Consider the following 25,993-nt stretch of genomic DNA (forward strand, 5'->3'; position numbering starts at 1 on the left):
CTACCGGCCCGCCGCCTCGATCAGGACGGCGGCGGCCGTCCGGGCATGCCGCGCCACCTCGGGGTCGCCGAGGATCGCGGCGGTGGTCTGTGCGCCCTCGGCCAGCACGACGAGCTGCGGCGCGAGCTCGTCGGGCAGCCCGGCGTCGCGGACCAGTCCGGCCACCAGCTCGGCGAAGCCGCGCTTCTGCCGGCGCACCGCATCCGCCGCGTTGGGCGAGCTGGGCCCCAGCTCGCCGTACAGGTTGACGAAGGCGCAGCCGCGGAAGTCGGGCTCCTGAAACCAGTCCCGCAGGTAGTCGAAGATCGCCAGCAGCCGGCCCACCGGATCCTCGGCGGTGGCCAGCGCCGCGGTGATGCCGTCATCCCACTGGGCGGAGCGGTGCCGCAGTACGGCGGTGACCAGGTCGTCCTTGGCGGGAAACAGCGCATAGATCCGTTTCAGGGACACCCCGGCCTCGGCACGGACCGCGTCCATCCCGACGGCCTGCACTCCGCGCGCGTAGAACAGCCGGTCGGCCGCCTCGACCAGTTGCCGCCGGGCGGTCTGCTCGTCGATCACGCCAGCACTCCTAGGCATTGGACTCCCCTTGCGTTGAGAACGATCGTTCTCTACTCTAGTCGACAGGAGCGGAGAACGATCGTTCTCCGACATGAGTCGAAGGGGAAACTGATGGCCACCATCACCGTCGGGACGCAGAACAGCACGCCGATCGAGCTCTACTACGAGGATCAGGGCAGCGGGCAGCCGGTCGTGCTGATCCACGGCTATCCGCTGGACGGGCACAGCTGGGAGCGGCAGACCCGGGAACTGCTCGCCGCCGGCTACCGGGTGATCACCTACGACCGCCGCGGCTTCGGGCAGTCGAGCAAGATCAACGACGGGTACGACTACGACACCTTCGCCGCGGACCTGAACGCGGTGCTGGAGACCCTGGACCTGACGGACGTGATCTTGGCCGGGTTCTCGATGGGCACCGGCGAGCTGGCCCGCTACGTCAAGAACCACGGTCATGATCGGGTCGCCAAGCTCGCCTTCCTGGCCTCCTTGGAACCGTTCCTGGTGCAGCGCGACGACAACCCCGAGGGCGTACCGCAGGAGGTCTTCGACGGCATCGCCGCGACCGCCCGCCATGATCGCTACGCCTGGTTCACCGCGTTCTACAACGACTTCTACAACCTGGACGAGAACCTCGGGACCAAGATCAGCCAGGAGGTCGTGACCGCCAACTGGAACACGGCCACCCGGTCCGCTCCGGTCGCGGCCTACGCAGTCGTACCGACCTGGATCGAGGACTTCCGGGACGACGTGGTGGCGGTCCGGGACAGCGGCAAGCCGGTGTTGATCTTGCACGGCAGCGGCGACCGGATCCTGCCGATCGACGCGACCGGCCGGCGCTTCCGCCAGGCGGTGCCGGCGGCGCGGTACGTCGAGGTGGAAGGCGCCCCGCACGGCCTGCTCTGGACCCATGCCGACGAGGTCAACCAGGCCCTGCTGGACTTCGTCAAGAGCTGACGAAAGGGCGGCGGCTCACTCCGCGGCGAGTACGGCGAGCCGCTGCCGGAACGCACCGCCGCAGCGGCAATCCGGGTCCGGGCAGAGCAGCGCGGCCGGGTCGTTCATGATCACCGAGGTGGCGGCGGCCAGGACCGCACGGGCCGGGACGCGCCGGGCCCGGCAGTTCCCGATCATGGTCTCGGTCGTCGCGGCGGCCAGTTGCGGCTCGAGGTCGTCGAATTGGTGCGACTCGCCGGAGACGTTCGGAACCTCGGCCCAGACGCCGGGCGCGACGACCGCGTACCGGTAGAAGAGCGAGCGACCCAGCCGCTGCTCGGCGAGATGGATCGTGGTATTGGCGTGATGCCCGACGCCGAGCAGCAGCACGTCGCCGGCCAGCCGGTCCAGCGCGTCGACCGGGCCGAGCATCAGGTCCGGCCGCTGAGCCTTGATCAACTCCTCGGCATGATCACCGGCGGCCCGGAACGGATACAGCGGATGATCACCGCTGATCACGTCCGGCTGGTCGGCGAAGGCGGCCGCGATCGCACCGAGCCAGGCGTCCGTCGGCAGTCCCGGCCGGGCCGGGGTGGCAGCGGCGACGGCGGCGTCGAAGGCCGCCCAGGAATCCGCCTCGTAGAAGGAATTGTTGGGCCGGACCAGGCCGGGCGGCGCCGGCACCCCGGTCCGATCGCCGACCGCGCCGAACATCAGTACCGTGCCGCAGACCTGCCGCACGGCGGCGAGCACGGTTTCGGCGCCGCCGTCGACCCGGCCGAACGACCGCAGCGACGCGTGCAGGAACACGATCGACTCCGGGCCGAGCCCGAGCCGGTCCAGGCCGGCGACGAGCTCGTCCCGGCCGATCACCGGATCGGTCATGCCGTGATCATCAGTTGATCGTGACGAGGGTTCCGGAGCCGTCCCGGTACTCGATGTAGCCCAGGTAGGGGACGTCCCGGTCCAGGCCGCGCCAGCGGACAGAGACGTCGATCGGCTCCTGGACCTCCGCGGTCGGGTCCGACGGCCGGACCGTGAAGGATCCCTCCGACGTCTTGTCGGTCACGGACGCTGCCTGGAACAGGTACGGCGTCGTCTCGGTCTCCGGCGCGTTGGCGTACCCCTCGACCCGGGCCACGTACTCGCCGGCCGGCGGCTCGGTCAGCCGTACGGTCTCGTCCGCGGTCGGCCCGGCGGACTCGCCGACCGGCACCGGGGTCCCGTCGACGAGCCGGTACAGGTAGAGGTCGAGGTCGGCCTGCTCGTACTCGGAACGGACCGAGATCTGGGCGGCCTTGGTGCCCTTTTCGATGGTCACCGGGTACTGCTTCTGCTCCGACGGCTTCAGCGCACCCTTCTCGGCCGTCCCGGCAGCGAGGCCGTACTTGACGATCGGGAAGTCGCCGTCGACGCCGGGCACCACCTCGTAGCGGAGCGACCCGTTGCCGCCGTCGCCGGTCACGACCTCGGGCGCGGACAGCTGGACCGGGGTGACCGCGATCGGCAGCCGTGCGTAGGTGCCGGCACCGTTCCAGGTGAGGAACCCGGTGGCCGCCTCGTCGTACGGCGCCGCATCCTTCTCGAACGTCACCGTGAAGGTCTTGGTCTGGCCGGCCTCGTCGAAGTTGAGGATGGACGGCGTGACCTTGGCCTTGATGCCGGGGAGATTGATCTTGGCCCGGTAGGTGCCGGGCTTCACGGCCGTCACCGTACGGGTCACGGTCTGGTGCTGCAGCAGTTCACCGATCGCAATCGACGGGCTGTTGTAGTCGCTCGGATCGATCTCGTCGGCGCCGGTGCCGGTGTCGACGCCGAGGCCCTCGAGATAGCCGAGCCAGTCGTCGTCGGAGGCGTCGAAGACCAGGCCGGGATCGAACATCCGGCCCGGCCGGACCCCGCCCGCACCCTGCGCGAACGGGTCGGTCAGGGCCTTGCCGTCGGACGTCTTCAGATTGCCGGCCGTCGTCATCAGGGCCGACTTGATCCGCATCGGCTCCCACTGCGGATGCTTGGTCAGCTGCAGAGCGGCCAGCCCCGCCACGTGCGGCGCGGCCATCGAGGTGCCGTCGTAGAAGTCGTAGTCGCGGCCCTCGTTGCTGGGCGGAGCGACCGCGGCCAGGATCGTCGCGCCGGGGGCGGCGAGATCCGGCTTGACCAGGTCGCCACCGCCGGCCGTGGACGGACCGCGGGAGGAGAAGTCGGCGATCTGCGGGTACGGGGTCTTGAGGTCGGTCTGGTTGCCCTGGACCAGGGTCGCCGTGGCGTCGGCCGTGCCCGCATAGGTCTTCACGTCGACCGAGCCCGGCGGGTTCAGGTGCACCGTCGGCACCGAGTGCCGGTCGCCGACCGTGGTGTCCTCGGAGAGGTTGGCCATCACCATGCCCAGCCCACCGGCCCGCTTCACCTCGGCCGACTTGGCCACCCGGTCGTACGTACCGCGGTCGCAGACGACGATCTTGCCGACGGCCAGCGCCGGATCGAGCGTGCCGGGCCCGCACAGCGTGGCGTCCTCCGGGGTGGCCTCGGCGGTCTTGACGGTGGCGCCGGTGACCAGCGGCGACGGCCCGACCTCGTCCCGGACGGTGCTGCTGGCACCGGCGAACTTCCGGCCGTCGCCGAGCACGACGGTGGCCTCGTACGGCTGGACGGTGTGGGCGGCGACCGAGGTGATCCACGGCTCGGTGTTGCCGACGGAGCCGGGCGTCGGCCCGGCGTTACCGGCCGACGCGGCGACGAAGACGCCGGCCGAGGCCGCCGACAGGAAGGCCAGGCCGACCGGGTCGTCGTGCGAGGTGTCACCGCTGCCGGCGGAGTAGTTGATCACGTCGACGCCGTCGGCCACCGCGGCGTCGATCGCCGCGACGATGTCGGAGGTGAAGCCGCCGGACTGCTCGACCGTCGCGCCCTCCCAGAGGGCCTTGTAGACGGCGATCTTGGCCGCCGGGGCGACGCCGGAGATCTCGTCGAACGGGACCCCGTCCACGCTGGCCGGCACGTCGGCGTTGCCGGCTGCCGTCGAGGCTGTGTGCGAGCCGTGGCCGGAGCCGTCCCGCGGGGAGAGGAAGTCGCGCCGGGCGGCCGGCGGGACGGCGGCCATCCAGGCGTCACCGAAGTAGCGGGCGCTGATCAACTTGTCGTTGCACTCGGCGGCGGTCCACTCCTCGCCGGTCTGGCAGGTGCCGTGGAACGTGCTGCCGTCGGACTTCTCCAGGACCACGGACTTGCCGTCCAGGTACGGCTGGAAGTCCTCGTCCGACCGCTTGGTCTTCAGCGGGTCACCGGCGAAGGAGGGGTTCTCCGGCCAGATGCCGGTGTCGATCACGCCGACCACGACGCCCGCGCCGGCCTTCTTCGGGCCGCCCAGGGTCTCCCAGACCCCCTCGTCGCCGCTGAGGCCGAGGTAGTCGGTGGAGCGGCGGTCGTCGTCGGACTGGATCAGCGTGTCCTTGACCACCGAGATGACGCCCGGCGTGCGCTGCAGGCGCTGGGCCTGGCGCGGGGTCAGCTCGGCGGCGAACCCGTTCAGGGAGACCGAGAACCGCTGCAGCACCTTCGCGCCGACCAGGTCGGCGATGCTGTCCTGCAGTTGGGACAACAGTCCGCGGTACGCCTTCGCAGCGTCGGTGTCGACGCGGACCTTGCGGCCGTTCTCCGGCCGGGTCGCGTCGAAGCCCTTCCGGGAACCGTCGTAGGTGGCCAGGGGCCGGTCGGCCAGAGTGACGATGTAGGTGCCGGGCGCGGTCAGCGGCATGGCCTCCGGCAGCAGCGGATCAGCCGTCGCCGGCTGCACCGTCGCCACCAGACCGACCGTCACCAGAAGTGCGGTCACGAGGGCAGCCAACCGACGGCGTTTCCTGACCAACATTGCGATCCTCTCCGCGTCGAACCCCTTACACGACGAGGTCGCCGGGCCATGGACATGCGAAGAGCCCAGCCCCACTGGACCCCCCGGTAGGGTTGACGCTAGCAGTCGGGGTGAGACGCGTCGAGGCGAAGGAAAAGGATGCGGAACGGGTACCGACGGGCATTCTGGCTGGTTCTGCTCGGTTGCCTGGTCTGGCTGATCGCCGGATGCGGATCGGCGACGACGCCCGCCGCCCCCAGTGAGGAGCCGACCATGTCCGGTCCGAGCGAGCCGTCGCCGAGCCCCTCGACCTCCGGCGCTCCGACGGCCCAGCCGTCGCCCGGCGACGAGCTGACGATCCGGTACGACAACGGCAACGGCACCGTCTCGACCTGGACACTGACCTGTGCTCCGGCCGGCGGCAACCATCCCGACCCGAAGGCAGCGTGCGCGGCCCTGCAGTCGCACGAGGAGGCGCTGCAGCCGGTGCCGCCGGACCGCGCCTGCACCGAGCAGTACGGCGGCCCGGACACCGCCACCATCACCGGGACCTGGCGCGGCCAGCCGGTGAACAGCATCCTCAGCCGGACCAACGGCTGCGAGATCGGCCGCTGGGACGCGCTGGCCGGTCTGCTCCCGCGCGCCGGCACCTGATCAGCGCTGGGTGTCCGCGAGGACAACGGTCAGCGCCGCCTCAGCGTCAGCACCGCCGAGTCGACCTCGGGCGGTGGCGCGAACGCCCGCCGCGGCACCGGCAGCCCGAGGGCGCCGGCGTACCTTCCGGGCGGCCGTCGGACGTACCGCCTCACGGCGGCCCGCTGCAGCAGCAGGTCGGCTCGCACCATCCGGCTGCCGCGGGTTGTGATCAACCCCAGCAACTCCGAGGTGATCGAGTACGGGGGACTGGCGACCACCCGGAACGGACGGCCCGGTAACCGGAAGTCGCGGGCATCGAGCTCGACCACCTTCAACCGGTCCTCGGCCTGCTGCTCGGAGAACTTCCGCCGAAGGGTCTCGGCCCGTCCGGGGTGCCGCTCGACCGCGATCACCCGGGCCCCGCTGTTCAGCAGCGGTCCGGTCACCGCTCCGGTCCCGGCTCCGAACTCCACCACCAGCTGCCCGGGCCGGACCTGGGAATGATCGACCAGCCGGTCCGCCCACTCAGGCTCGAGCCGGTGCCAACCCCATCGACGTCGGGACGACGGCCGCTGCCGCCCTGCCCCGGACACGGGTCACCATCATGAACATGCTCATGATCCGAACGTACCGATCGGCCGCCCAGGTCCGCGACGGATTTTCCGGCAGCGCCCGGCCGGAGGCTCGGGAACGCGGTTCCTCGCCTAGTGAGAGGCGGCTTGACCGAGACCTGGGGCGGGGCCATCCTGGCCTGGTGAGCCTCGGGGGCAGTCAGGTCGCATGGCGACCGCCAGGGTCCGCTTTAGGACATTTCCAGTACTGGACACTCAAAAATGGTGACTTCGTCTCCAGGGTCGAATAAGTTCTAACCAACGTCAGGGGTGACTGCCGAAGCAACTGGGAATGCGGAGGCTGGCACCAACAGGAAGGAAGAGTTGCATGTCTCACAACAATGTCGGTGCTCGGCGGGCAGGGCCGTCCAGGCCTTCCAAGCGCATCGTCGTACGAGCAGTAGCCGCGGCCGTGTTGGCGGTGGGCGTGATTGCTGCGGCGGCTACGGCGGCGAGTGCAGTGAATAGCTTGAAGGCAGACAACGGGCTAGTTCCCGAGGTGAACAGTCTGCAGATCGCGAGCGAGGTCAACAGCCTCTGAGTTCGCAGGAAGTAGACGCAGGACCGCCGGACCAGAGCCCCACCGTCAGGGTGGTGAGCGGTCCGAGCGACGACAACAAAAGAGACTTCCGCAAGGAAGCCGGGATTACCTGACGTTCCCGGAAAGACAGACCGGTGATGTGAGCACCGAATCTGTCGCTGATGTCCTTATCAGTCATCCCCCGAGACTGATGAGGATCTCCTCCCCCTGGGCGACGCCCGCGGTCCTTTCCCAGAGGACCGCGGGCGTGGCTTCTTTGTGTGAGGATCCTAGCCTTGAAGCACCCGACTTGGAAAGATGTTGACGCTGAGATCAATGGAATTCTCAGGCGCGCTGGCGATCCGGGGTCTGATTCAGGGCGTCCGCTCGCACCAATGCGGCACCGAGTTGCAGTCGGGTGGTCACGCCCAACTCGTCCATGAGGTCGGAGATCCAGCGTCGGACGGATCGCACCGTGACGCCGAGTTGGCCGGCAATCGCGTTATCGGTCGACCCCGTCATCAGTAGCGAGATCAGCATCTGGCGCCGTGGATCAGTGCGTCCGTAGTGGGTGATGATCGGCACCGAAGAGTCCCAGACCGACTCGAACAACCACTGCAGCATTTCGATGATCGCCGGATGCCTGGTGACCGAAACCCGGAGCTCGTGCCCCGGTCCGTAGGAACGCATCGAAGGGATCATGGCGACCTGGCCGTCGACGACGACGAGCTTCATCGGCACCGGCGCCGTCCGTGACTGCTCGCCTCTCTGCCCGAACAGGGCCAGTTCTGCCAGCCGGTCGGAATCGAATCCGGGGTGATAGACGGCGCGGATCCCGACGCCGCGCTCCAGCGCTCGCCACTCAGGCGCCACTTGCAGCAAACTCTCGGGCGTGGCATTCGGACGAGCCTTGACGTAGGGCGGTTTGTCGAAAGCGCAGACCTCGCGCTTCGCGGAGTCCCAGATCTCCCGATGGGCAGCGACGATGGCATCCGTCCCGACCAGCACCTTGATGGCGTCAGTGGTGGACTCTGAGGCGGCCAGAAGATGGCTGGCCAGGGATTCCGCCGCGATGGTCGCTGTCTCCAGCTCGGAGAGCCGCTGCGCTCGCAGCCCGCTGACCACATCGAGCAGCGGCAGCGCCTTCCACAACCCGGGCGTCACCTCGGCTGCTAGGCCCAAGCCTCGGAGCTCTGACAAGGAATGCTCAGCACTGTCCAAGGGTGCGCCAGCGCGTTGAGCCAGTTCCTCGACCGAGGCGGCATCCGTCGTTGCCAGGACCACGTAGATGGCCTCGGCCTCGGCGCGGATACCAAGGGGCTGAAGCATGACTGCTCCTCGATGATGATCGGGGCTTCCCGTCACAGTATCCGATGCTTGTTCGCCGGTCGCGATCAGTACGTCGATTCTGGCGAGGGCGGCGTGCAGGGTGTTTCACCTGCCGGGTCAACCTTGCGGTCGGGCGTCGGTCAGCCATCCGTCCAGTTCGCTGGTGCGGGCCAGCGTGAAGTTTGGGGAGCGGTTTGCGCCCGTCCGTTGTTCGACTTCGGAGCGGACACGGCGGAGCAGATCCTCAGCATCGAGAGCCTTCACGTCAGGCTTCTCGGCGGCTAGGAATGAACGGAAGTCTGCGATCTCGCCGGCGGGTGCGCCTCCCGAGAGCGCTGCGTCGCAACAGGACGCCCAGTGCCTGAACGGATAGTAGGTCCGCCGCGCGTGTCTCACCAGTTGATGCTGGACGGCGGGGCTGATTACGCCGCGGGTGACGGCTCTCCCGGTGGCCCAGCGGATGTTCACCAGCGATTCTGACAACGGCTGCCAGCCGTCATCGGCTGAGCTGTGGGAGATTGCGACCTCGTCGTCGCCGTCGATGTCGCCGAGCGCGTACTGGTCGTGGACTCGGCCGACACCGATCATTCCAAACTCACCAAGCTCAGCGGCACGGAGCGCCCCCATGCTGGACGCCCCGAAAACTCGTACTCCTTGCGACAACGCATAGAGCAACTCCTTGTGGCGGACTGAAGCGACCTGCTCGAACAGACCGTCTATGACCAACAGAAAAGCTGGATGGATTTCTTCAACAACCCGCAACACGTCGCCTGCGCGGACAGGGGGCAAGTAGGTCGCGTCGAGAATGGTAGTGGCACGGTCGCAAGCAAGGCTCGGACCGAGAAAGACCACCGCATCTGCGCTCATTAGGACGTCAACGTCCGGGCTCGGCTATTGATCCGGACATGGCCAAACGGCCCCTCCAGATCGGTAGCGATCGCCTTGACGACAGGTATGCCGATGTCGGGATCGGTCAGAGTGACGAGGACTACGGCATCGATGCCGGCGCTCGACAACCGGGACACGACCGTCTTGAAGTCTGTCGTGAAACTCGATGTGCAGTCGACCTCCATCCGCCATTGGCAGGTGGGAACAGCGGACTGGACGCGGTCTCGGAAATCGGTGAGGTCGTCGTCGGTGAGGTCGGTGTACCGGCTGTCGGCGATGTCGTCGCGGTTGCCAGAAATGACGGTTAGCCGAGACTGTGCCGCTTCGGTGAGTGCGCGGGCGAGCGCAACCCGTGGGGACAGATGGCAACCAGCTCCCCACTCGAGCCCAATTGTGCGGTAATTTCCGGGTTGGTCGCCGACCAGGCACGTGTAGCAGGGAACGCCGAACTCTGAGGTGATGTCGTTGACTACAACCACCAAGCCTGCTTCGGCGAACAGGTTGAGCAACGCTCGGCAATCGGGGTCGTCGACAGTCCTCAGATCGAGCAGAGTGGATTCGCCTTCGGGATCTGCGAGGTCGTGTTGCCACATTGAATAGGCGTCACGTTCGATGAGTTCGAACAATGCATGGCAAGCGGCCTCGTCGTGGGTGTTTCCTGACGCGAGTCCATTGGTGGAATGTGGAAAGACCGGCGGCGCGGGTAGAGTGCTGTCGATAATCACCGCGTCCAGCGGGACCCACATATTCTGGGCGTCGATCACATTGGTTCCTTCGACCCAGGCGATCTCCTGCGTCTCATCCACCTTCTGTACGCCGGGCCTAAGCGGCAGTCGATTGACGTCGATGACGCGGCCGGTTCGCGACAATGTCTCAAATGAGGTGGTCCGTGTCACAAGGTTTGCGTTCTCGGCGTGCCAAAGCTCGACCGACTCCATGATCGCGGACGCGCGTGCTGCGTCGTCACTAAGGCCCTTGCCTTGGGAAACGGCCAGAGATTTCGAATTCGGACGGATGGCGGTGAATCCTGGGATGCCAACAAAATCGAGCCCTGTGACTCGTGCTAGCCGGGTAATACCGAACGTCGACCGCGACCGCCACACGCGTTTCCATGTGTCAGCCGGGTCGACGGCTCGGTAAGTGCCCCCAAAGTAGCGCTTCATTCCCGGCGGCCGACGAGTCGCTGCCGCATCATGGCGGGCACTGTCGGACTCGGTGCCTCCTTGTGGGGCCACTGCAACTGATCAGCGGATGTAGGCGCCGTTGGCACCACCGCGCACGGCGGATCGCACCTTCAGACTTGTACTGCGGGTCGAGCCCCCTTCGTCCTTCCTCGTCGGCGTGGGCGAGTCAGGCTGGGTGGTTTCCGTTAACGGCTTTGTGTCGTGCTCAAACATGTTCATCTCCCCTTGAGTGGTGGCTGCAGTCCAATGCCGCAGATGGATCGATGGATGTGATTGATGGTACGTAGGGCGGTCGCCCACGGCAATGGGTTCGATCACATTGGCCAAATTTCGTTGAGTCACTGCTCAGGTGCGGATGGGCTGTCTACACTTGTGCTGCTATGGCCACACAGCGCGTTGGTGATCTTGAACCGGGCTCCAGGTTTCCCGCCTCGACGTTGCGCACGTATGCGACCTTGCCGAGGGCGCGGGCGGTCGTTCCGGCCTCCGACCTGGCTCCTGATCTGCCGGCACGCGCAGTGCAGTTCTGCCCTCCGGTCGCTGGTCCATACGGCACTGGGGCATTGTGCTTCTCTCCGGTCGGCTTCTCCTTCCGGGTTCGCTCCGACGCAGTCGACTTCCGTCTTCCTGGTGACGACGGATCCACTTACCTGCGAACGATCGACGAGGACAGCTACATCAGGATTTCTGACTTCTCGCCTTCGTGGCATCAGGAGTGCGTGGATTTGTACCGGGATCGGCTGGCCGGACAGCGGGTTCCAAAGCATTTCGATGTGGACGACCCCGACTACCCGCACCACTTCATCGAGGTCACACATGAGCAGGGCCCTCGAGACTTCGGTTTCTTGATCAGCATCTGGTTGGGCGTGGTGTTCGAGACGGAACCAGGCCACGAACTGTTCGTTAAAGACCCCAGTCATGTGCAGATGGTCGATCGGGGTTTCCGCGTGCTGGACGCCGTAATCGCCAGCGACCGATGGCATGGGAGTGTGGCCATTCCGCTGCGTGTCCACAACAAGGACGCTTGGCTGTCCGTGGCCCCCGAGGAGCCGTTAGCTCAAGTGTGGGTCTTTAGGCCAGCTGGCGACGTTGTCGAGCACACCGACATTCCATCGGTGCCGGAGGGCAGAATCCTCGACCCACTACGTTGGCACGTCTTCGATCCGTACCGCCGCAACGCCGTTCGCCTTGGAAAGTATCAGTCTGATCTGCGGGACGGCGGAAGCTGGGATCGTGACTGGGAGCGGTCGGAGCAGCGCTTCGCTGAGCGTAAGGCGAGCATCAACAGCGACTCGCTATTGATCTTCCGGCGTAAACCGACTCTGCAGCAGGATGGAAACCTGGTGCGCGTCTCGCTGTCACCTGAAGATGAGTTCGAGTCGGATGATCCCAGGCTGCGCGCGTTCCTTATCGGGCTGGGGAGTGTCGCCGGACCGTTCCGCGTGGCGGAGGCGTTGACCTGGTCGCGGGCCGAGGGTGAGACAGTTCCGGAGGAAGAGATCCTCGAGCACCTTCAGTTGCTAATCAGGCATGGGCTGCTCGCGGCGAAGCGCAACGTCTGATGGCTTTTGCACGGGCCGCGAGTACGGTCCCACATTCGGTGCGATGGTTGATCGGGTTGACGACCTCTTTCATTGGGAGTCATATATTTCTGATTGCTCTGAGCTGGGTCGCGGTCCAGACGACGACACCAGCGAATGTAGGCTGGATTTTGCTGGCAAATGCGGTGCCTGAGGCGCTGATTCTGCTGTTCGGTGGTGTGCTGGTCGACCGTGTCGGGCCGAAGCGGATCATCGTGGTGTCCGATTCGCTTCGAACGTTGATCATGATCATCTTGCTGGTCGTTATCGGCAGCGGTTCTCTCAGTCCACTGTTGCTAGCCGTCCTTGCCGCACTGTTCGGTATCGTCGACGGATTCTTCCAGCCGGCGGTTGCGTCGGTGCCGCGGTTCCTCGGGCCTACTGTGTCGGTGACGCGACTTTCGGCGGCGAAGACGGTGGCGAGCCGTGTGTCCGCGTTCATCAGTTCGCCGGCCGCCAGCGCCTTGTTGCTGTTGGCGGGCAGCGCTTGGGTGTTTGGGGTCAACGCCGGCCTGTTCGCCATCTCCGTCGTTGCCCTACTGCTGACACGGATGGTCCCCCCGTCCCGGCACACCGTTGGTTCGGCACACGGGGTCGACGAGGGCGCTGAGGGCTCTCGGTCAATGTGGGCGGACATGGCTTCTGGCTTCCGGGCCATCAGGAGCAACAAGGCATTGGCGCGGTTGCTCCTCATCATCTTCCTGCTGGAGTTGGGCTTCGTGGGCCAGACGGCCGCTGGAGTTCCGCTGCTTGCCAAGGAGGCGGGCTGGGGCGTCGGGGCGATCGGTTGGATCATCGGCGGGTTCGGCCTCGGATCAGCCACCGTTGCGGGACTGCTGTCGTGGCGCAAGGGTGTAAGTCGCGGTGGACTGGTGATGTGCCTCGGGCTAGTGATCATGGCAGGCGGTCTCATGGGTCTCGCTGCTCTTGCGCTGATCGGGGCCAGTGGGAGCGTGTTGGTGCTGTCTGGCGGAATCGGGGTTCTGATGGGGATAGGGGCTGGACTATTCGGCACCCTGGCAAACGCGGCAATGTTGGAGATGGCTCCGGCTGCTCATGTCGGTCGAGTCGTTGCTGCGCTCGCATTCACCAGTCGGACCGCCATTCCGTTCAGCTACGCGCTGACGGGCCTGCTCACATCTTGGAGTAGCGCGAAGGTCCCGTTCGTTTTCGGCGCTCTGGTGATCTTGGCCGCTGCGATCATCGCTGCGATGACGCGCGCTGTGCGAAGGTTCAGTAGCAGGCCAGAGGTCGAGTCAGAGGACGTTGGCGCCGTCACGCCCTGATTCTCGATAGCCAGACCCGCAGGGGCTAGGGGGCGGTGATCGTGTCTGGGGACCGCGTGGGCTCGTGCTCGCACTGCCGCTCGCCCTCCCGCTGGATCTCAGTGCGCTGACCCTTGACGTCAAGCGTCACTCGCGGCTTCGGGTATGTCCTCACGTTCTGCAGCGCAATCCGTGGGGGGGCTGTCCTGCCAGGCTGGAATATATCCGTGCCATGCAGAACGCGAGGTCTCTCGCCGACACGCTGATCGTTGGACCGCAAGGAGTGATCGAGTTGATCTTCGTCGGCCGCGCCTGGATCGCGGCGGGGTGAAGCATGTACTTAGACTTCGGAGGGCTGCGATCGTCAAGCGCAGTCAACAAAGTTGGGACCTCGGCACCGAGGGCGCCGTCAGCGCCCGAAGCTGCTGAATTCCGCCCGGTTGATAGGAGCATGATCAGGCTCCGGCTCGTTCGCCGACAAGAGCATCGGTCCGACTGCGAATGACTTGCTTCCCCGGCACGACGTCTCTGGATCGTCTCCAAACGACTCGTCGGCTCAATCTTGATCAAGATCTGGTGCGTCAGTGACCAATAGGGCAGGATGTGGCAATGCGACGGCTGACCGACACTGACTCGGCGATCGCCTACAGCACCGACCTGCTGCGGAGCGACCGGATCTATTTGAGGGAGGTCCGTGACGAAGATCTTGGCCAGTTCACACGGTGGTGGAACGACCCTGCGACGCTGACCCTTCAGCAGTCGACAGCCCGTCCCGTTCCGGAAGGTGCGACGGTCGACCGCTTCCGAGAGTGGACTCGCACCATGACGCTGCAGGACTTCGGCCTAGCTGTGGTCCGCGCCTCCGACGACACCTTGATCGGTCAGGCTGGACTTAAGCTGGAACAGTACGGGCGATCGGCCGAGTTCGTCATCGTTCTCGGCCCGGAATACACCAGTCAGGGATATGGCACCGAGGCAGTCCGGCTGATGCTGCGATTCGGCTTCGCAGAACTCGGGCTGCACCGGATCGAGTTGTGGGTCTGGGCCTACAACACCCGCGCCATCGCGGCATACCGGAGTGCCGGGTTCATCGAGGAAGGCCGACGCCGCGACGTGGCATTCCACAACGGTCAGTATTGTGACGAGGTGATCATGAGCGTGCTTGAGAATGAGTGGCGGCGTTCCGCCGAACGACAGCAGGACTCAGCCTCATAGGCAGCTTTTAAACCACGTCACGTGTGGTCCACCTGCCGGCGCACGTCCGGACCGGCGCGGCTACGCTACTCCCCGCAGTCGCTTGCTCGTACAGGACCGAAGAGATGGAGTCGAATCGTGGCTGAACTTGCGCAGATCGGGGTCACCGGACTGGCCGTGATGGGCCGGAACCTTGCCCGCAACTTCGCCCGGCACGGGTACCGGGTGGCGGTGCACAACCGCAGCTACGCGAAGACCACCTCCTTGATCGATGATCATGGTGACGACGGGACCTTCGTACCCTCGGAGTCGATGCGGGATTTCGTTGCCTCGTTGGAGAAGCCGCGCCGCGTGGTGATCATGGTCAAGGCGGGCGCGGCGACCGATGCGGTGATCGACGAGCTGCTCGGCCTGCTCGACGAGGGCGACATCGTGATCGACGCCGGCAACGCGCACTTCCCGGACACCCGGCGGCGCGAGGCGGCGCTGAAGGAGCGCGGCCTGCACTTCGTCGGCACCGGGGTCTCCGGTGGTGAGGAAGGGGCGCTGAACGGTCCGTCGATCATGCCGGGCGGGTCGCCGGAGTCGTACAAGACGCTGGGGCCGATGCTGGAGGACATCTCGGCCAAGGTGAACGGCGAACCGTGCTGCACCCACGTCGGGCCGGACGGTGCCGGGCACTTCGTCAAGATGGTGCACAACGGCATCGAGTACGCCGACATGCAGCTGATCGCCGAGGCGTACGACCTGATCCGGCAGGGCACCGGGAAGTCGGCGGCGGAGATCGCCGAGATCTTCCGGACCTGGAACTCGGGCGACCTGGAGTCGTTCCTGATCGAGATCACCGCGGACGTGCTCGGTCACGTCGACGCGAAGACCGGCTCGGCGTTCGTGGACATCGTGCTGGACCAGGCCGAGCAGAAGGGCACCGGTCGCTGGACCGTGCAGAACGCGCTCGATCTCGGGGTGCCGATCACCGGGATCGCCGAGGCCACCTTCGCCCGGGCCCTGTCCGGGTCGGTGCCGCAGCGCGAGGCCGCCCGGAAGGTGCTGCCGGGTGACGCGGAGGCCTGGCAGGTCGAGGATCCGGACGCTTTCGTCGAGGACGTCCGGCAGGCGCTGTACGCGTCCAAGGTGGTCGCGTACTCGCAGGGCTTCGATCAGATCGCGGCCGCCAGCGAGGAGTTCGACTGGGACATCGACCGGGGCGCGATGGCCAAGATCTGGCGCGGCGGCTGCATCATCCGGGCCCGGTTCCTGGATCGCATCACGGAGGCGTACCAGCGGGATCCGGAGCTGCCGCTGCTGCTCGCCGACGAGTACTTCACCAGCGCGGTCGGGAGCAGCTTGGCCGCCTGGCGCCGGGTGGTCATCGCGGCGGCCCGGCACGGGGTGCCGACGCCGGCCTTCTCGTCGTCGCTGGCCTACTACGACGGGGTACGGGCCGAGCGGTTGCCGGCCGCCCTGATCCAGGGGCAGCGCGACTTCTTCGGTGCGCACACGTACCGGCGGGTCGACGGCGAGGGCACCTTCCACACCGAGTGGAGCGCGGACCGCTCCGAGAGCCCGGCGTGACCGAGACTCCGAAGACCGCGCTCGTCGTGATGGGCGTGGCGGGCTCGGGCAAGACGACGGTGGCCGCGATCCTCGGCGAGCGGCTGGGCCGGCCGGTCGCCGAGGCGGACGACTTCCACTCGGCCGAGAACGTCGCCAAGATGTCGGCCGGCACTCCGCTCACCGACGAGGACCGGCAGCCCTGGCTGGCCGCGATCCGGGACTGGATCTCGGCCTCGGACGGCGACGTCGTGGTCACCTGCTCGGCGCTGCGCCGGGTCTACCGGGACGTGCTGCGCCAGGCCGATGCGCGGGTACGGTTCGTCCACCTGGACGGGTCCCGGCAGGAGATCGCGGCCCGGATGTCCGCCCGGACCGACCACTTCATGCCGCTCGGCCTGCTCGACTCGCAGCTGGACACGCTGGAACCGCTGGGGCCGGACGAGGACGGCGTGGTGATCCCGGTGACGGGCACGCCGGAGGAGATCGCCGCAGCGGCCCTGGCGCGGCTCGCCGCGGACTGAGCTAGAGCCCGCGGAGGAAGTCGACGTCGTCGTCCGGGGCCTTCGGCGGTTGATCGAACCGGCGGCGGGACTCGGCGTTCGGCCGGCCGAAGAACAGCCAGCAGACCGCACCGGCGAGCGGCAGGCAGATGATGATCGTGGCCCAGAGCCAGCGCGGCATCCGGCGCACCTCGAGCGGGCGCGCCTGAGCCACCTCGACGACACAGTAGATCGTGAGGAGCGCGACGATGATGATCGGCAGGTACCTGATCATGGGCAAAGCCTAGCCCCGTGACGCCAGTTGCGGAGCCAGTAGGGTTTGCCCGTCGGTGAACCGACTCGTCGAACCCCTGGGAGGCCTTGCGATGTCCCCTCTCCGTCCGGCCCGGCTGGGCCTCGGCGCCCTCGCCGCGGTCGCGCTGACCCTCGCCGCCGCGTGCGCGCCGCAGGTCGAGTCGTCCGCACCACCACCGACCGATGCCGCCGCCTGCGCCAAGGAGTCACTGGCCCTGGTCAAGCCCGGCACCTTCACCGTGGCGACCGACAAGCCGGCCTACGCGCCGTGGTTCGTCGACGATGACCCGGCCAACGGCAAGGGCTACGAGTCCGCGGTCGCCTACGCGGTCGCCGAGAAGCTCGGCTTCACCCGGGACGAGGTGGCCTGGACCGTGGTCCCGTTCACCAGCGCGTACGCGCCGGGGGACAAGAAGTTCGACGTCGACCTCAACCAGGTGTCGATCACGGAGGAGCGGCGCAAGGCGGTCGACTTCTCCACCGGCTACTACGACGTCGCGCAGACCGTGATCACCACGAAGGGCTCGGCGATCGACGGGAAGACCTCGATCGCCGACCTGGCCGGCGCCAAGCTCGGCGCCCAGGTGGGTACGACCTCGTACACGGCGATCACCGAGCAGATCAAGCCGAGCCAGCAGCCGGCCGTCTACGACACGAACGATCTTGCCGTGCAGGCCCTGCAGAACGGCCAGGTGGACGGCATCGTGGTGGACCTGCCGACCGCGTTCTACATGACCGCCGCCCAGCTCGACGACGGGGTGATCGTCGGCCAGCTGCCGGCCGGTCAGGGCACGCCGGACCAGTTCGGTTTCGTTCTGGGCAAGGGAAGCCGGCTGACCGGCTGCGTCTCCGGTGCCGTTGATCAACTGCGCGCGGACGGCACCCTGGAGCGGCTCGAGCAGGAGTGGCTGGCCGGCTCGGGCGGGGCTCCCGTCCTGTCGTGACCGCCGTGTCACCGCCGACGGGTGAGCCGTGGCGCCCGTCGCCGCTGCAACTGGAACGGATCCGCTACCGGCGGCGCCGGTCCACCCGGTCCATGATCATCGCGATCGTGAGTACCGTCGTCGTGGTGGCTGCCGTGATCATCGGTATCACGTCGACGCCCGGCTGGCCGCGCGTCCAGCAGACGTTCTTCGACCCGGTGAAGGCGCTGGATGCCTTGCCGGCGGTCGCATCCGGGCTCTGGTTGAACATCCGGGTCATGATCGTCTCCGGGATCCTGATCTTGATCATCGGGTTGATCATCGCGATCCTGCGGACGTTGCGCGGGCCGGTGTTCTTCCCGCTGCGGGCGTTCGCGGCGGCGTACACGGACGTGTTCCGCGGGCTGCCGCTGCTGCTGGTGATCTTCCTGCTCGGCTTCGGCGTGCCGGCGCTGCGGCTGCAGGGACTGCCCAACGACGCGGTGATCTGGGGCGGTGCCGCGCTGGTGCTGACCTACTCGGCCTACGTCGCCGAGGTGTTCCGGGCCGGGATCGAGTCGGTGCACCCGTCGCAAAGGGCGGCGGCCCGGTCGCTCGGCCTGAGCTACCCCAAGACGATGCGCTTCGTCGTGCTGCCGCAGGCGGTCCGGCGGGTCGTCCCGCCGCTGCTGAACGACCTGGTCAGCCTGCAGAAGGACTCCGGCCTGATCGCCGTACTCGGCGTCATCGACGCGATCCGGGCGGCCCAGATCGAGACCGCGTCGGACTTCAACTTCACCCCGTACGTGGTCGCCGGCGCGCTGTTCGTCGCGCTGACCGTTCCACTGGCCCGGGTCACCGACTGGGTGGCCCGGCGCCAGGGCTGGTACGGCGCGGGCGGGAGCCACCTGTGACCGCCCGGGACGTACCCACGGAGCCGCTGTTGCGGGCCGAAGGCCTGCGCAAGGTGTTCGGCCGCCGGGTGGTGCTGGACGACCTCGACCTCGAGGTCGCCGAGGGTGAGTGCGTGGTGCTGATCGGCGGGTCCGGGTCGGGCAAGTCGACCCTGCTGCGCTGCCTCAACCTGCTCGAGGAACTGGACGACGGGCGGATCCTGCTGGCCGGCGAGGACATCTCGGATCCGCGGATCGACGCCGACCGGGTCCGGGCCCGGATCGGCATCGTGTTCCAGGCGTTCAACCTGTTCCCGCACCTCTCCGTCCTCGACAACGTCACGCTGGCGCCGATCCGGGTGCACCGGGTGCCGCCGGCCCGGGCCCGCGAGGAGGCCCGGGCGATGCTGGCCCGGGTCGGCCTGGCCGAACAGGCGGGGCAGTGGCCGGATCAGTTGTCCGGCGGTCAGCAGCAGCGGGCGGCGATCGCCCGGGCCCTGGTCAACCGGCCGATGATGATCTTGCTCGACGAGGTCACCTCGGCGCTCGACCCGGAGCTGGTCGGCGAGGTGCTGGCGCTGCTGCGCAGCCTGCGCGACGACGGTATGACGATGGTGATCGCGACCCACGAGATGGACTTCGCCCGGCAGGTTGCCGACAAGGTCTGCTTCCTGCACGACGGCCGGATCCTGGAGCAGGGCCCGCCGGAGCAGATCTTCACCGAGCCCCGGGAGCAGCGGACCAGGGAGTTCCTGGCCCGGATGATCATGCCGAGCTGATCAGGCCGGGGGAAAGCGGCTCTCGTTGATCGCCATCTTCTCCCGTACGGCAGCCTCGAGGTCGACGCCGGTGACCGTGGCCAGCCGGAGCAGATAGATCAACACGTCGGCCATCTCCAGCCGGATCGCCTGGGCCTGCTCCGGGTCGTCCATCGCCTTGGCGGCCTCGTCCTCGGTCAGCCACTGGTATTCGGCGGCCAGTTCGCCGACCTCGCCGGTCAACGCCAGGACGAGGTTGCGCGGCGTGTGGAACGGGCCCCAGTCGCGACGGTCGGCGAAGTCGGCCAGCTGATCTTGCAGCGCCTTGATGCTCACTGCGCATTCGTACCACTAAGGTTTCTCAGATGCCTGGCCCTGCTCCCGCCTCCGACCGACCGACCGTCGCGGTCTGGCGGGACGTCTGGCTGCCGGGGTCGGAGACGTTCATCCGGGATCAGATCGCGGCGATGACCCGGTGGCAGGCAGTCCGGGTCGGGTTGCAGCAGTTGCCGGAGCCGCTGGTGCCGGCCGACTACGCGCCGTTCACGGGGGCGTCGACGGTGCAGAAGTTGCGCGGCGAGGTGTTCGGCACCGTCGGCTGGGAGCGGCGGTTCGTCAATTTCCTGATGGAGGCCGAGGCCCAGGTCCTGCACGCGCACTTCGGGCCGTCCGCGATCCGGGCGCTGCCGGTGGCGAAGCGGGCCGGGCTGCCGATGGTGGCGACCTTCCACGGGTACGACGTGACCCGGGTGCCGCGGCTGTCGATGGGGCGGGGCCGGGAGTACCGGCGCCGGCTGCGCCGGTTGTTCGCGTACGCCGACCGGTTGATCGCGGTCTCGGAGTTCATCGCGGACCGGCTGATCGGGCTCGGTGCGCCGGAGGACCGGGTCACCGTGCACTACATGGGGATCGACGTCCGCGACCTCGACGAGCGGTCGCCGTTCCCGCCGTGGCAGGACCGGCGCGGGATCGTCTTCGTCGGGCGACTGGTGCCCAAGAAGGGCGTGCTCGATCTGCTGGAGGCCGTCGACCGGCTGCCCGGAGAATTGCGGCGCACGCCGATCACGATCCTGGGGGACGGGCCGCTGGCCGGCGAGATCCGTCGTCAGGCCGAATCGCTCGGCCTGTCGGTGGAACTGCGCGGCTTCGTCGGTTCGGACGTGGTGGCGGCTGCGCTGGACCGGGCCCGGGTGTTCTGCGGGCCGTCCCGAACCGGGCCGGACGGCGACGCGGAGGGTCTCGGGATGACGTTCCTGGAGGCCGGGCTGCACGGTGCGCCCGTCGTCTCGTACGCCCACGGGCCGTTGCGAGAGGCCGTCGACGACGGCGTCACCGGCCTGCTCGCGCCGGAGAAGGACGTCGCCGCGCTGTCGAACCGGTTGGAGACCGTGCTCACCGACGACGCGTACGCCGAGCGGCTCGGGCGGCAGGGCCGCGCTCACGTTCTGGAGAAGTTCGACATCCGCCGCTGCACGCCGGCCCTGGAACGCATCTACGACGAGGTCAGCTGACCCCGGCCCCGGCAGGATGGTGCCTCCTCGTCCGTACCTGGAGCGAAGGAGGCCGATGTCCCGCAGGCTCGTTCGTGTCGTCACGGTGATCGCCGCCGGGCTCTTCCTGTTGGGTTGCGCCGGAACCCCGGATCCGCGCCCGGCGCCGGCCGCCGTCGAGTCGGGCGTGGTCCAGCCGGGGTGGGAGGTCACGGTCTACTACACCGCGGTCGAGTCGTTCCACGACGGCGAGCCGATCGCGGTGACCGGCTGTCCGGTGCTCGACTGCGAGAACGGCGACGACCCGCTCGGCCGCTATCCGCGCGACTTCGTCACCGCCGTCAAGGACGAGGGCACCGGCCGGATCACCAGCGGCGAGTACGCGGGCCGCTACCTGAACTGGTCGCACGGCGTCGGCTACTGGCTCGACACCGAGGCCCGCAACTCCTACGGCGACGCCCTGCGTCCGTACGGCTCCGCGGCGACCGACGCCGACGTCCTGCCCCGCGGCAGCCGGGTGGAGATCGTCGGCTGCGGCGACGCCGAGGTCACCGACGAGGTCTGCGCCAGGCTGCGGCAGCCGACCTGGATCATCGACGACGAGTTCACACCCGGGCTCGGCGGGGCCAAGCACCTGGACGTCTATCTCGGCGAGGAGGATCGGCCCGACTTCACCGAGAGCGACCTCTACACCACCCTGGAGAACGCGACCCTGCGGCTGCCACGTTGACCGAATTCCAGCGGACTCGGTCGAAACTGAGGGCAGACGGGCGCAATCGGGTGACGTGCGCTGGATCTCGGTCAGTCCGCGGAGTTGGCGTGGCTGGCAGCTTCGAGTGCCTCGTTGAGGATGAGCAGGTCGTCGACCAAGGACTCGGGGTCGGTGGCCGCGCGGTCGAGGTCGGCGACGATCACCTTGCCGTCGGAGTAGTCGGTTTCTTGGCCGGGGTCGAGGTAGGCCAGTTCTGACTCTTCACATGCACGGTCGGGGACATGCTCTGGATCAGTCCAGCGGCAGATACGGGGCCAGGGTTCGCAGGTCGTCGAGCATTGCGTCGGTACGGGAGCTTGGCGGGGTGATCATGGCGAGGCGGCGGCGGAGGCGGAGTTGGGCGTCCTCGGCGAAACATTTGTCGTCGGCTACCGCGGAGAAGAACTCGGCTGCGGTGTCCTCGGTGATGATCAACTCGCCGGCGACGTCGCCGAGCTGGGGGAGGTTCAGGCCGCGGCCAGTGGTGTAGCTGGCCAGGTCGGGGAGGTACAGGCCGATCGAGCGGCCGGTGTCCAGGTAGTCGACCCAGACGCTCGAGTAGTCCGACAGCAGTCCGTCGGCCAGGCCGATCAGCTGATAGAGGGTCACTCCGGCGGTGGTGAGGTCGGCGTCGGTGATCACCGTCAGGCCGAGTTCGCCGAGCCGGTCGGCGTCCAGCCGGTGCGGCTTGATGATCAACTGCACGCCGGCCCGGTCGGCCGCCGCCATGAACGCGGCGGCCGCCGCCGGGGTCAGGGATTCGCCCTCGGCGAGACCGACCAGTCCGGCCGCGGTGGAGCGGCGGAAGGTCGGCAGCCAGAGCACGTACGGCCGCTCGGGATCGACACCGAGCCCGGCCACGGCGGTCCGGTCGGTCGCGGCGGTGATCACGTCCTGCCGCGGATTTCCTGTCACCAGAACGGTTTCCGGGCGCATCGACAGGGCCTTGATCGCCTCCAGTCCCCACAACGGGCTGGACGCCGAGTGGGCCTGCGCGCCGATCCGCTGGGCGAAGTTGGCGTTGGCGTTCCACTTCGGCCCGGTGCCGTGCCAGAGATTGACGTGCAGCCGGCGCCGGACCGGCCGCGGCGAGTCGTACAGCCCGTGCGTGTAGAGGACGAGTTCGCTGTCGACGAAGATCAGGTACGTGCTGAGGCCGGCCTTGTTGATCACGGTGACCCGGTCCGCGGCCTCGCCGTCCCCGAGCAGTTCGGCCACCCGGCGCAGTTGCCGGGTCACCACCTCGACGTCGTTGGCGACCAGAAACACCCGGCCGCCGTACCGCCGGGTCAGGCCGATCGCCGTGACCAGCGAGTTCTCCTCGGTGTCCGGCAGCCCGCCGACCAGGGCCTGCCGGCGCGGCGCCCGGAGCAGCATCAGCAGCCGGCTCACCGGCACCGAGACGGCGCGACGCAGCACCGACTTCGCCAGCCGCAGCCGGGCCGGGCCGGTCAGCGGCGGCTGGTCTCCGTAGTCGCGGCCGGCGGGCCGGAGCGAGGCCATGGCGGAGCCGAGGCTCTCCGGCACCACGACCAGGGCCAGCCAGGCGGCGCCGATGCCGAGCAGCCAGGTGTGACCGGTCGGCCCGCTCAGCGCGCCGATGATCAGGACGGGGATCCGGACCGGCCAGCCGCCGCCGAGCACCGACAGCAGGTACGGCAGCGGGTGCCGCCCGGTGCGGTGCCGGTAGAACAGGTCGTACCGGCGCGCCGCGACGACCGCCAGCCAGGCGAAGCCGAGCCACAACGCCGAGGGCGCGACCAAGGCGGTCGTGATCAGGACGGTCAGCCCCTCCAGCCCGGTCAGGAACGGCGGCAGCAGCCAGGCCAGCGGCCGCCGCGGCCGCCCGGCCAGCACCTTGACCAGGACACCGTCGTCGCGCAGCCGGGCCAGCAGCACGGCGGCGGACTCGGGCAGCGCGGCCCGGTCCCGCCGGGTGACCGTACGCAGGAACCAGCCGGTCAGCGTCCAGAGTTCGGCGATCCCCACCAGCACCAGGTACGCGATCAGGGCGGCGACCGGGCCGCCGACGATCAGGCCGACCGTGAGCACCAGCCAGCGTTCCCCGATCTGCGCGTGCAGGGCCTGCTTGATCCAGTGCACCGGGCCGGTGGGGGTGCCGATGATCCGGGCCACCGCGTCGCTCGGGCCGGACTTGCGGCTGATCGGGCCGGTCTCGGCGAGGGGGCGCAGGTCGGGCCGCGGCCGGCGCCACCAGATCAGCACGGTGTCGGCGAAGGAGTAGTCCTGCAGATGCCGTACGGTCTGCAGGCCGAGCGCGGCCACCGCCAGCAGCCAGGCGTCGCCGTCGCCTCGTACCGCACAGACGGCGAGGGCGGCCAGCGCCAGGTACTCCTTGACCCGGTCCGAGGTCAGGTCGGCCCAGGCGCCGAACGCGGTGTAGGACCGGGTGGACCGGGCCACCTCGCCGTCGGAGCAGTCGATGATCAAGGAGAACTGGAGCAGGACGGCGGCGATGATCACCGCCGGCAGTGGGCCGAACGCGATCATGGCGCAGGCACCGAACGCGATCACCAGGCTGATCAAGGTCAGCGCGTTGGGGGTCAGCCCGACGCCGACCGACCACCGGCTCAGCCGCCGCGAGATCGGCCGCAGGACGAACGTCGACCAGACGCCGTCACCCGGCCGGGAGGCCCGCCGCCACGCGATGTCGGCCTCGTTCAGTCCTTCGATCCGGCCGAGCAGCTCCGGGGTGGCGTTCGCGCCGCGGGCGCCGAGATAGCCGTCGACCGGGACCGCGGTGAGCGCCGTACCGGAGCGGACCAGGGCGAGCAGCGCCGTCTGCACCGGGTCCAGGTCGGTCCAGCCGCGTTCGACGAGCAGGGCGGCGGCGGCCCGCCAGGCCGTGGCCGCGGCCGGCAGGTCGGCCGGCCGCAGTACGAGCAGCCCGAGGAACTCGTTGGTCGCCTCGGACAGTTGGTGCCGTGCCGACGCAACGCCGACGAGCTGGCCGCGGACGATCCGGAGGGCGGAGGCGACGGGAGCGGCGTCGGCGGCCGGCTCGAGCGGTCCGACCAGGGCCCGCGAACCGTCGCGGGGGTCGTCCAGCAGTTGCAGCAGCGGAGTGTCGGAGACCAGCAGGTCGGCGGCGCAGACCGCGAACGGCTCGCCGTTGGCCGCAGCCTCGTCGGCCAGTTCGGCAAGGCCGGTCAGCAGGCCGGCCGGGTCCACGTCGGGCAGCTCGGCGGTGCGGGCGCGGGCCCGTACCGGTAGAGCGGCGCACTGGCCCCGCAGCCGGTCCGAGACTCCGGGCGCGGAAGCGGGCGCGCCCGCGACCGCAATCAGCACTCCTTGCCTCCCAAAGTGCGCCGGACGAATTCTGGGAGCCTAGCCGATTCGGCCCGCCCTCAGCGTGCGACGCAAGGGGTCCTCCCGCTAGGTGAGCCCGGCGACGATCAGGCCGACGGCCAGTCCCAGCGCGGCGAGGACCTCGGTCCGGCCGGTGGTCTTCAGGACCCCGATCAGATCCCGGCCGGCCGCGCCGCGGAGCACCGCGAGCACCGACGGGACCAGCAAAGCGACCCCGGCCAGGGCCAGCAGCGCCCACCAGTTGGTCAGCGCGGCGACCACGATCAGGCCGACCGCGGCGGCGCCGATCAGACCGGCGTAGAGCAGCCGGGTGGCCCGGTCACCGATCCGGACGGCAAGGGTGAGCTTGCCGGAGGCCTGGTCACCGACCAGATCGCGCAGGTTGTTGGCGACCAGGATGGCGGTGGTCCAGCAGCCGACCGCGGCCGCGCCGACCAGGGACGCCGGGCTGCTCCAGCCGAGTTGGACCAGCGTGGTGCCGCAGGCGGCGACCAGGCCGAAGAAGACGAACACGAAGAGCTCGCCGAGGCCGAGATAGCCGTACGGGCGCTTGCCGCCGGTGTAGTACCAGGCGGCCAGGATCGACGCCGCGCCGACCGCGATCAGCCACCACTGCCCGGACAGCACGACCAGCACCAGCCCGGCGACGGCCGCGACGCCGAAGCTGACGAACGCGGCGGTCCGGACCGCCTTCGGCCGGGCCAGGCCGGAGCCGACCAGGCGGAGCGGGCCGACCCGGTCCTTGTCGGTCCCGCGGATGCCGTCGGAGTAGTCGTTGGCGTAGTTGACCCCGATCTGCAGGGCCAGCGCGACCAGCAGCGCCAGCAGCGCGGGCAGCAGGGCGAAGCCGCCGGCGGCGTGCGCCAGTGCGGAGCCGACGATCACCGGGGTGATCGCCGCGGGCAGGGTTTGCGGTCGCGCCCCGGCCAGCCATTGCCGCGGGGTCGCCGTGGTCACGTCCTCGGTCACC

General features: G+C 68.5%; 23 protein-coding genes. 12 read left to right on the forward strand and 11 right to left on the reverse strand.

Going from position 1 to position 25,993, the window contains the following annotated elements; genetic code table 11:
- On the reverse strand, positions 1 to 561 hold the full coding sequence (locus ACFQU4_RS24015) for a TetR/AcrR family transcriptional regulator (RefSeq protein WP_377496769.1): 561 nt from the start codon (positions 559 to 561) through the stop codon (positions 1 to 3).
- A gap of 111 nt (positions 562 to 672) precedes the next feature.
- On the opposite strand from ACFQU4_RS24015, the gene ACFQU4_RS24020 reads away from it, so the two are divergent.
- Positions 673 to 1,515, forward strand: coding sequence for an alpha/beta fold hydrolase (locus tag ACFQU4_RS24020; protein WP_377496771.1), 843 nt, complete (start codon positions 673 to 675; stop codon positions 1,513 to 1,515).
- Between the two features lie 15 nt (positions 1,516 to 1,530).
- Here the strand turns inward: ACFQU4_RS24020 and ACFQU4_RS24025 are convergent, their stop codons facing one another.
- Together ACFQU4_RS24025 and ACFQU4_RS24030 are read right to left on the reverse strand one after the other, a co-directional pair.
- Positions 1,531 to 2,379, reverse strand: a complete 849-nt coding sequence (locus ACFQU4_RS24025) for an AAC(3) family N-acetyltransferase (RefSeq protein WP_377496774.1) — start codon at positions 2,377 to 2,379, stop codon at positions 1,531 to 1,533.
- Positions 2,380 to 2,389: 10 nt separating this feature from the next.
- Complete coding sequence (locus ACFQU4_RS24030) at positions 2,390 to 5,326, reverse strand: S8 family peptidase (protein WP_377496776.1); 2,937 nt, start codon at positions 5,324 to 5,326, stop codon at positions 2,390 to 2,392.
- Between the two features lie 288 nt (positions 5,327 to 5,614).
- Between ACFQU4_RS24030 and ACFQU4_RS24035 the strand changes: the two genes are divergently transcribed.
- On the forward strand, positions 5,615 to 5,995 hold the full coding sequence (locus ACFQU4_RS24035) for an SSI family serine proteinase inhibitor (RefSeq protein ID WP_377496778.1): 381 nt from the start codon (positions 5,615 to 5,617) through the stop codon (positions 5,993 to 5,995).
- A 29-nt stretch (positions 5,996 to 6,024) separates the two neighbouring features.
- Here ACFQU4_RS24035 and ACFQU4_RS24040 read toward each other — a convergent pair whose 3' ends face one another.
- From ACFQU4_RS24040 to ACFQU4_RS24055, 4 genes are all read right to left on the reverse strand, one after another.
- Positions 6,025 to 6,570 carry an rRNA adenine N-6-methyltransferase family protein gene (locus tag ACFQU4_RS24040; RefSeq protein WP_377496780.1) on the reverse strand — a complete coding sequence of 182 codons (546 nt, stop codon included), beginning with the start codon at positions 6,568 to 6,570 and terminating at the stop codon, positions 6,025 to 6,027.
- A gap of 883 nt (positions 6,571 to 7,453) precedes the next feature.
- Positions 7,454 to 8,437: a hypothetical protein gene (locus ACFQU4_RS24045; RefSeq protein ID WP_377496782.1), complete on the reverse strand. Its 984-nt coding sequence runs from the start codon at positions 8,435 to 8,437 to the stop codon at positions 7,454 to 7,456.
- 117 nt (positions 8,438 to 8,554) lie between these two features.
- Complete coding sequence (locus ACFQU4_RS24050; RefSeq protein ID WP_377496785.1) at positions 8,555 to 9,304, reverse strand: TfuA-like protein; 750 nt, start codon at positions 9,302 to 9,304, stop codon at positions 8,555 to 8,557.
- Positions 9,304 to 10,488 carry a YcaO-like family protein gene (locus tag ACFQU4_RS24055; protein WP_377496787.1) on the reverse strand — a complete coding sequence of 395 codons (1,185 nt, stop codon included), beginning with the start codon at positions 10,486 to 10,488 and terminating at the stop codon, positions 9,304 to 9,306. The genes ACFQU4_RS24050 and ACFQU4_RS24055 overlap by 1 nt, the downstream gene beginning before the upstream one ends.
- A 401-nt stretch (positions 10,489 to 10,889) precedes the next feature.
- On the opposite strand from ACFQU4_RS24055, the gene ACFQU4_RS24060 reads away from it, so the two are divergent.
- The 5 genes from ACFQU4_RS24060 to ACFQU4_RS24080 all read left to right on the forward strand — a co-directional run bounded on the left by ACFQU4_RS24060 (position 10,890) and on the right by ACFQU4_RS24080 (position 16,626).
- A complete protein-coding gene (locus ACFQU4_RS24060) occupies positions 10,890 to 12,071 on the forward strand; it encodes a hypothetical protein (RefSeq protein ID WP_377496789.1) in 1,182 nt (393 codons plus the stop codon).
- 47 nt (positions 12,072 to 12,118) lie between these two features.
- The gene (locus ACFQU4_RS24065) at positions 12,119 to 13,375 is read left to right on the forward strand and encodes an MFS transporter (protein WP_377496792.1); all 1,257 of its coding nucleotides are present in this window, start codon (positions 12,119 to 12,121) and stop codon (positions 13,373 to 13,375) included.
- Positions 13,376 to 13,963: 588 nt separating this feature from the next.
- Positions 13,964 to 14,569, forward strand: coding sequence for a GNAT family N-acetyltransferase (locus tag ACFQU4_RS24070; protein ID WP_377496794.1), 606 nt, complete (start codon positions 13,964 to 13,966; stop codon positions 14,567 to 14,569).
- Positions 14,570 to 14,686: 117 nt separating this feature from the next.
- Positions 14,687 to 16,123 carry an NADP-dependent phosphogluconate dehydrogenase gene (gene gndA, locus ACFQU4_RS24075; protein ID WP_377496796.1) on the forward strand — a complete coding sequence of 479 codons (1,437 nt, stop codon included), beginning with the start codon at positions 14,687 to 14,689 and terminating at the stop codon, positions 16,121 to 16,123.
- Entirely contained in the window at positions 16,120 to 16,626 is a 507-nt protein-coding gene (locus ACFQU4_RS24080) for a gluconokinase (protein WP_377496798.1), read from the forward strand. Before gndA ends, ACFQU4_RS24080 begins: the two co-directional genes overlap by 4 nt.
- Position 16,627: 1 nt before the next feature.
- Here ACFQU4_RS24080 and ACFQU4_RS24085 read toward each other — a convergent pair whose 3' ends face one another.
- Positions 16,628 to 16,879, reverse strand: a complete 252-nt coding sequence (locus ACFQU4_RS24085; protein WP_377496801.1) for a PLD nuclease N-terminal domain-containing protein — start codon at positions 16,877 to 16,879, stop codon at positions 16,628 to 16,630.
- Between the two features lie 91 nt (positions 16,880 to 16,970).
- Between ACFQU4_RS24085 and ACFQU4_RS24090 the strand changes: the two genes are divergently transcribed.
- From ACFQU4_RS24090 to ACFQU4_RS24100, 3 genes are read left to right on the forward strand one after another with little or no spacing between them, the layout of a single operon-like run.
- Positions 16,971 to 17,843: an ABC transporter substrate-binding protein gene (locus ACFQU4_RS24090; protein ID WP_377496803.1), complete on the forward strand. Its 873-nt coding sequence runs from the start codon at positions 16,971 to 16,973 to the stop codon at positions 17,841 to 17,843.
- Positions 17,840 to 18,715 carry an amino acid ABC transporter permease gene (locus tag ACFQU4_RS24095; protein ID WP_377496805.1) on the forward strand — a complete coding sequence of 292 codons (876 nt, stop codon included), beginning with the start codon at positions 17,840 to 17,842 and terminating at the stop codon, positions 18,713 to 18,715. The genes ACFQU4_RS24090 and ACFQU4_RS24095 overlap by 4 nt, the downstream gene beginning before the upstream one ends.
- On the forward strand, positions 18,712 to 19,473 hold the full coding sequence (locus ACFQU4_RS24100; RefSeq protein WP_377496807.1) for an amino acid ABC transporter ATP-binding protein: 762 nt from the start codon (positions 18,712 to 18,714) through the stop codon (positions 19,471 to 19,473). The genes ACFQU4_RS24095 and ACFQU4_RS24100 overlap by 4 nt, the downstream gene beginning before the upstream one ends.
- Here the strand turns inward: ACFQU4_RS24100 and ACFQU4_RS24105 are convergent, their stop codons facing one another.
- Positions 19,474 to 19,788, reverse strand: a complete 315-nt coding sequence (locus ACFQU4_RS24105; protein ID WP_377496810.1) for a nucleotide pyrophosphohydrolase — start codon at positions 19,786 to 19,788, stop codon at positions 19,474 to 19,476. It lies immediately after the preceding gene.
- 29 nt (positions 19,789 to 19,817) lie between these two features.
- On the opposite strand from ACFQU4_RS24105, the gene ACFQU4_RS24110 reads away from it, so the two are divergent.
- On the forward strand, positions 19,818 to 20,963 hold the full coding sequence (locus ACFQU4_RS24110; protein ID WP_377496812.1) for a glycosyltransferase: 1,146 nt from the start codon (positions 19,818 to 19,820) through the stop codon (positions 20,961 to 20,963).
- A gap of 55 nt (positions 20,964 to 21,018) precedes the next feature.
- Positions 21,019 to 21,672, forward strand: a complete 654-nt coding sequence (locus ACFQU4_RS24115) for a hypothetical protein (protein WP_377496814.1) — start codon at positions 21,019 to 21,021, stop codon at positions 21,670 to 21,672.
- A 273-nt stretch (positions 21,673 to 21,945) separates the two neighbouring features.
- On the opposite strand, the gene ACFQU4_RS24120 is transcribed toward ACFQU4_RS24115, so the two are convergent.
- A complete protein-coding gene (locus ACFQU4_RS24120) occupies positions 21,946 to 25,002 on the reverse strand; it encodes a CDP-glycerol glycerophosphotransferase family protein (RefSeq protein WP_377496816.1) in 3,057 nt (1,018 codons plus the stop codon).
- Between the two features lie 87 nt (positions 25,003 to 25,089).
- Entirely contained in the window at positions 25,090 to 25,992 is a 903-nt protein-coding gene (locus ACFQU4_RS24125; RefSeq protein WP_377496818.1) for a 1,4-dihydroxy-2-naphthoate polyprenyltransferase, read from the reverse strand.
- Position 25,993: the final 1 nt, after the last annotated feature.

The organism is Microlunatus sp. GCM10028923 (genome assembly GCF_042666975.1).
In the GTDB taxonomy this organism is placed as follows: Bacteria; Actinomycetota; Actinomycetes; order Propionibacteriales; family Propionibacteriaceae; genus Microlunatus.

Excerpts from the sequence above, each read along its gene's own strand:
- ACFQU4_RS24035 (WP_377496778.1), top strand. The coding sequence starts at position 5,615 with ATGTCCGGTCCGAGCGAGCCGTCGCCGAGCCCCTCGACCTCCGGCGCT.
- ACFQU4_RS24050 (WP_377496785.1), bottom strand. The coding sequence starts at position 9,304 with ATGAGCGCAGATGCGGTGGTCTTTCTCGGTCCGAGCCTTGCTTGCGAC.
- ACFQU4_RS24060 (WP_377496789.1), top strand. The coding sequence starts at position 10,890 with ATGGCCACACAGCGCGTTGGTGATCTTGAACCGGGCTCCAGGTTTCCC.
- ACFQU4_RS24020 (WP_377496771.1), top strand. The coding sequence starts at position 673 with ATGGCCACCATCACCGTCGGGACGCAGAACAGCACGCCGATCGAGCTC.
- ACFQU4_RS24055 (WP_377496787.1), bottom strand. The coding sequence starts at position 10,488 with ATGAAGCGCTACTTTGGGGGCACTTACCGAGCCGTCGACCCGGCTGAC.
- ACFQU4_RS24085 (WP_377496801.1), bottom strand. The coding sequence starts at position 16,879 with ATGATCAGGTACCTGCCGATCATCATCGTCGCGCTCCTCACGATCTAC.
- ACFQU4_RS24045 (WP_377496782.1), bottom strand. The coding sequence starts at position 8,437 with ATGCTTCAGCCCCTTGGTATCCGCGCCGAGGCCGAGGCCATCTACGTG.
- ACFQU4_RS24110 (WP_377496812.1), top strand. The coding sequence starts at position 19,818 with ATGCCTGGCCCTGCTCCCGCCTCCGACCGACCGACCGTCGCGGTCTGG.
- ACFQU4_RS24070 (WP_377496794.1), top strand. The coding sequence starts at position 13,964 with ATGCGACGGCTGACCGACACTGACTCGGCGATCGCCTACAGCACCGAC.
- ACFQU4_RS24115 (WP_377496814.1), top strand. The coding sequence starts at position 21,019 with ATGTCCCGCAGGCTCGTTCGTGTCGTCACGGTGATCGCCGCCGGGCTC.
- ACFQU4_RS24025 (WP_377496774.1), bottom strand. The coding sequence starts at position 2,379 with ATGACCGATCCGGTGATCGGCCGGGACGAGCTCGTCGCCGGCCTGGAC.
- ACFQU4_RS24090 (WP_377496803.1), top strand. The coding sequence starts at position 16,971 with ATGTCCCCTCTCCGTCCGGCCCGGCTGGGCCTCGGCGCCCTCGCCGCG.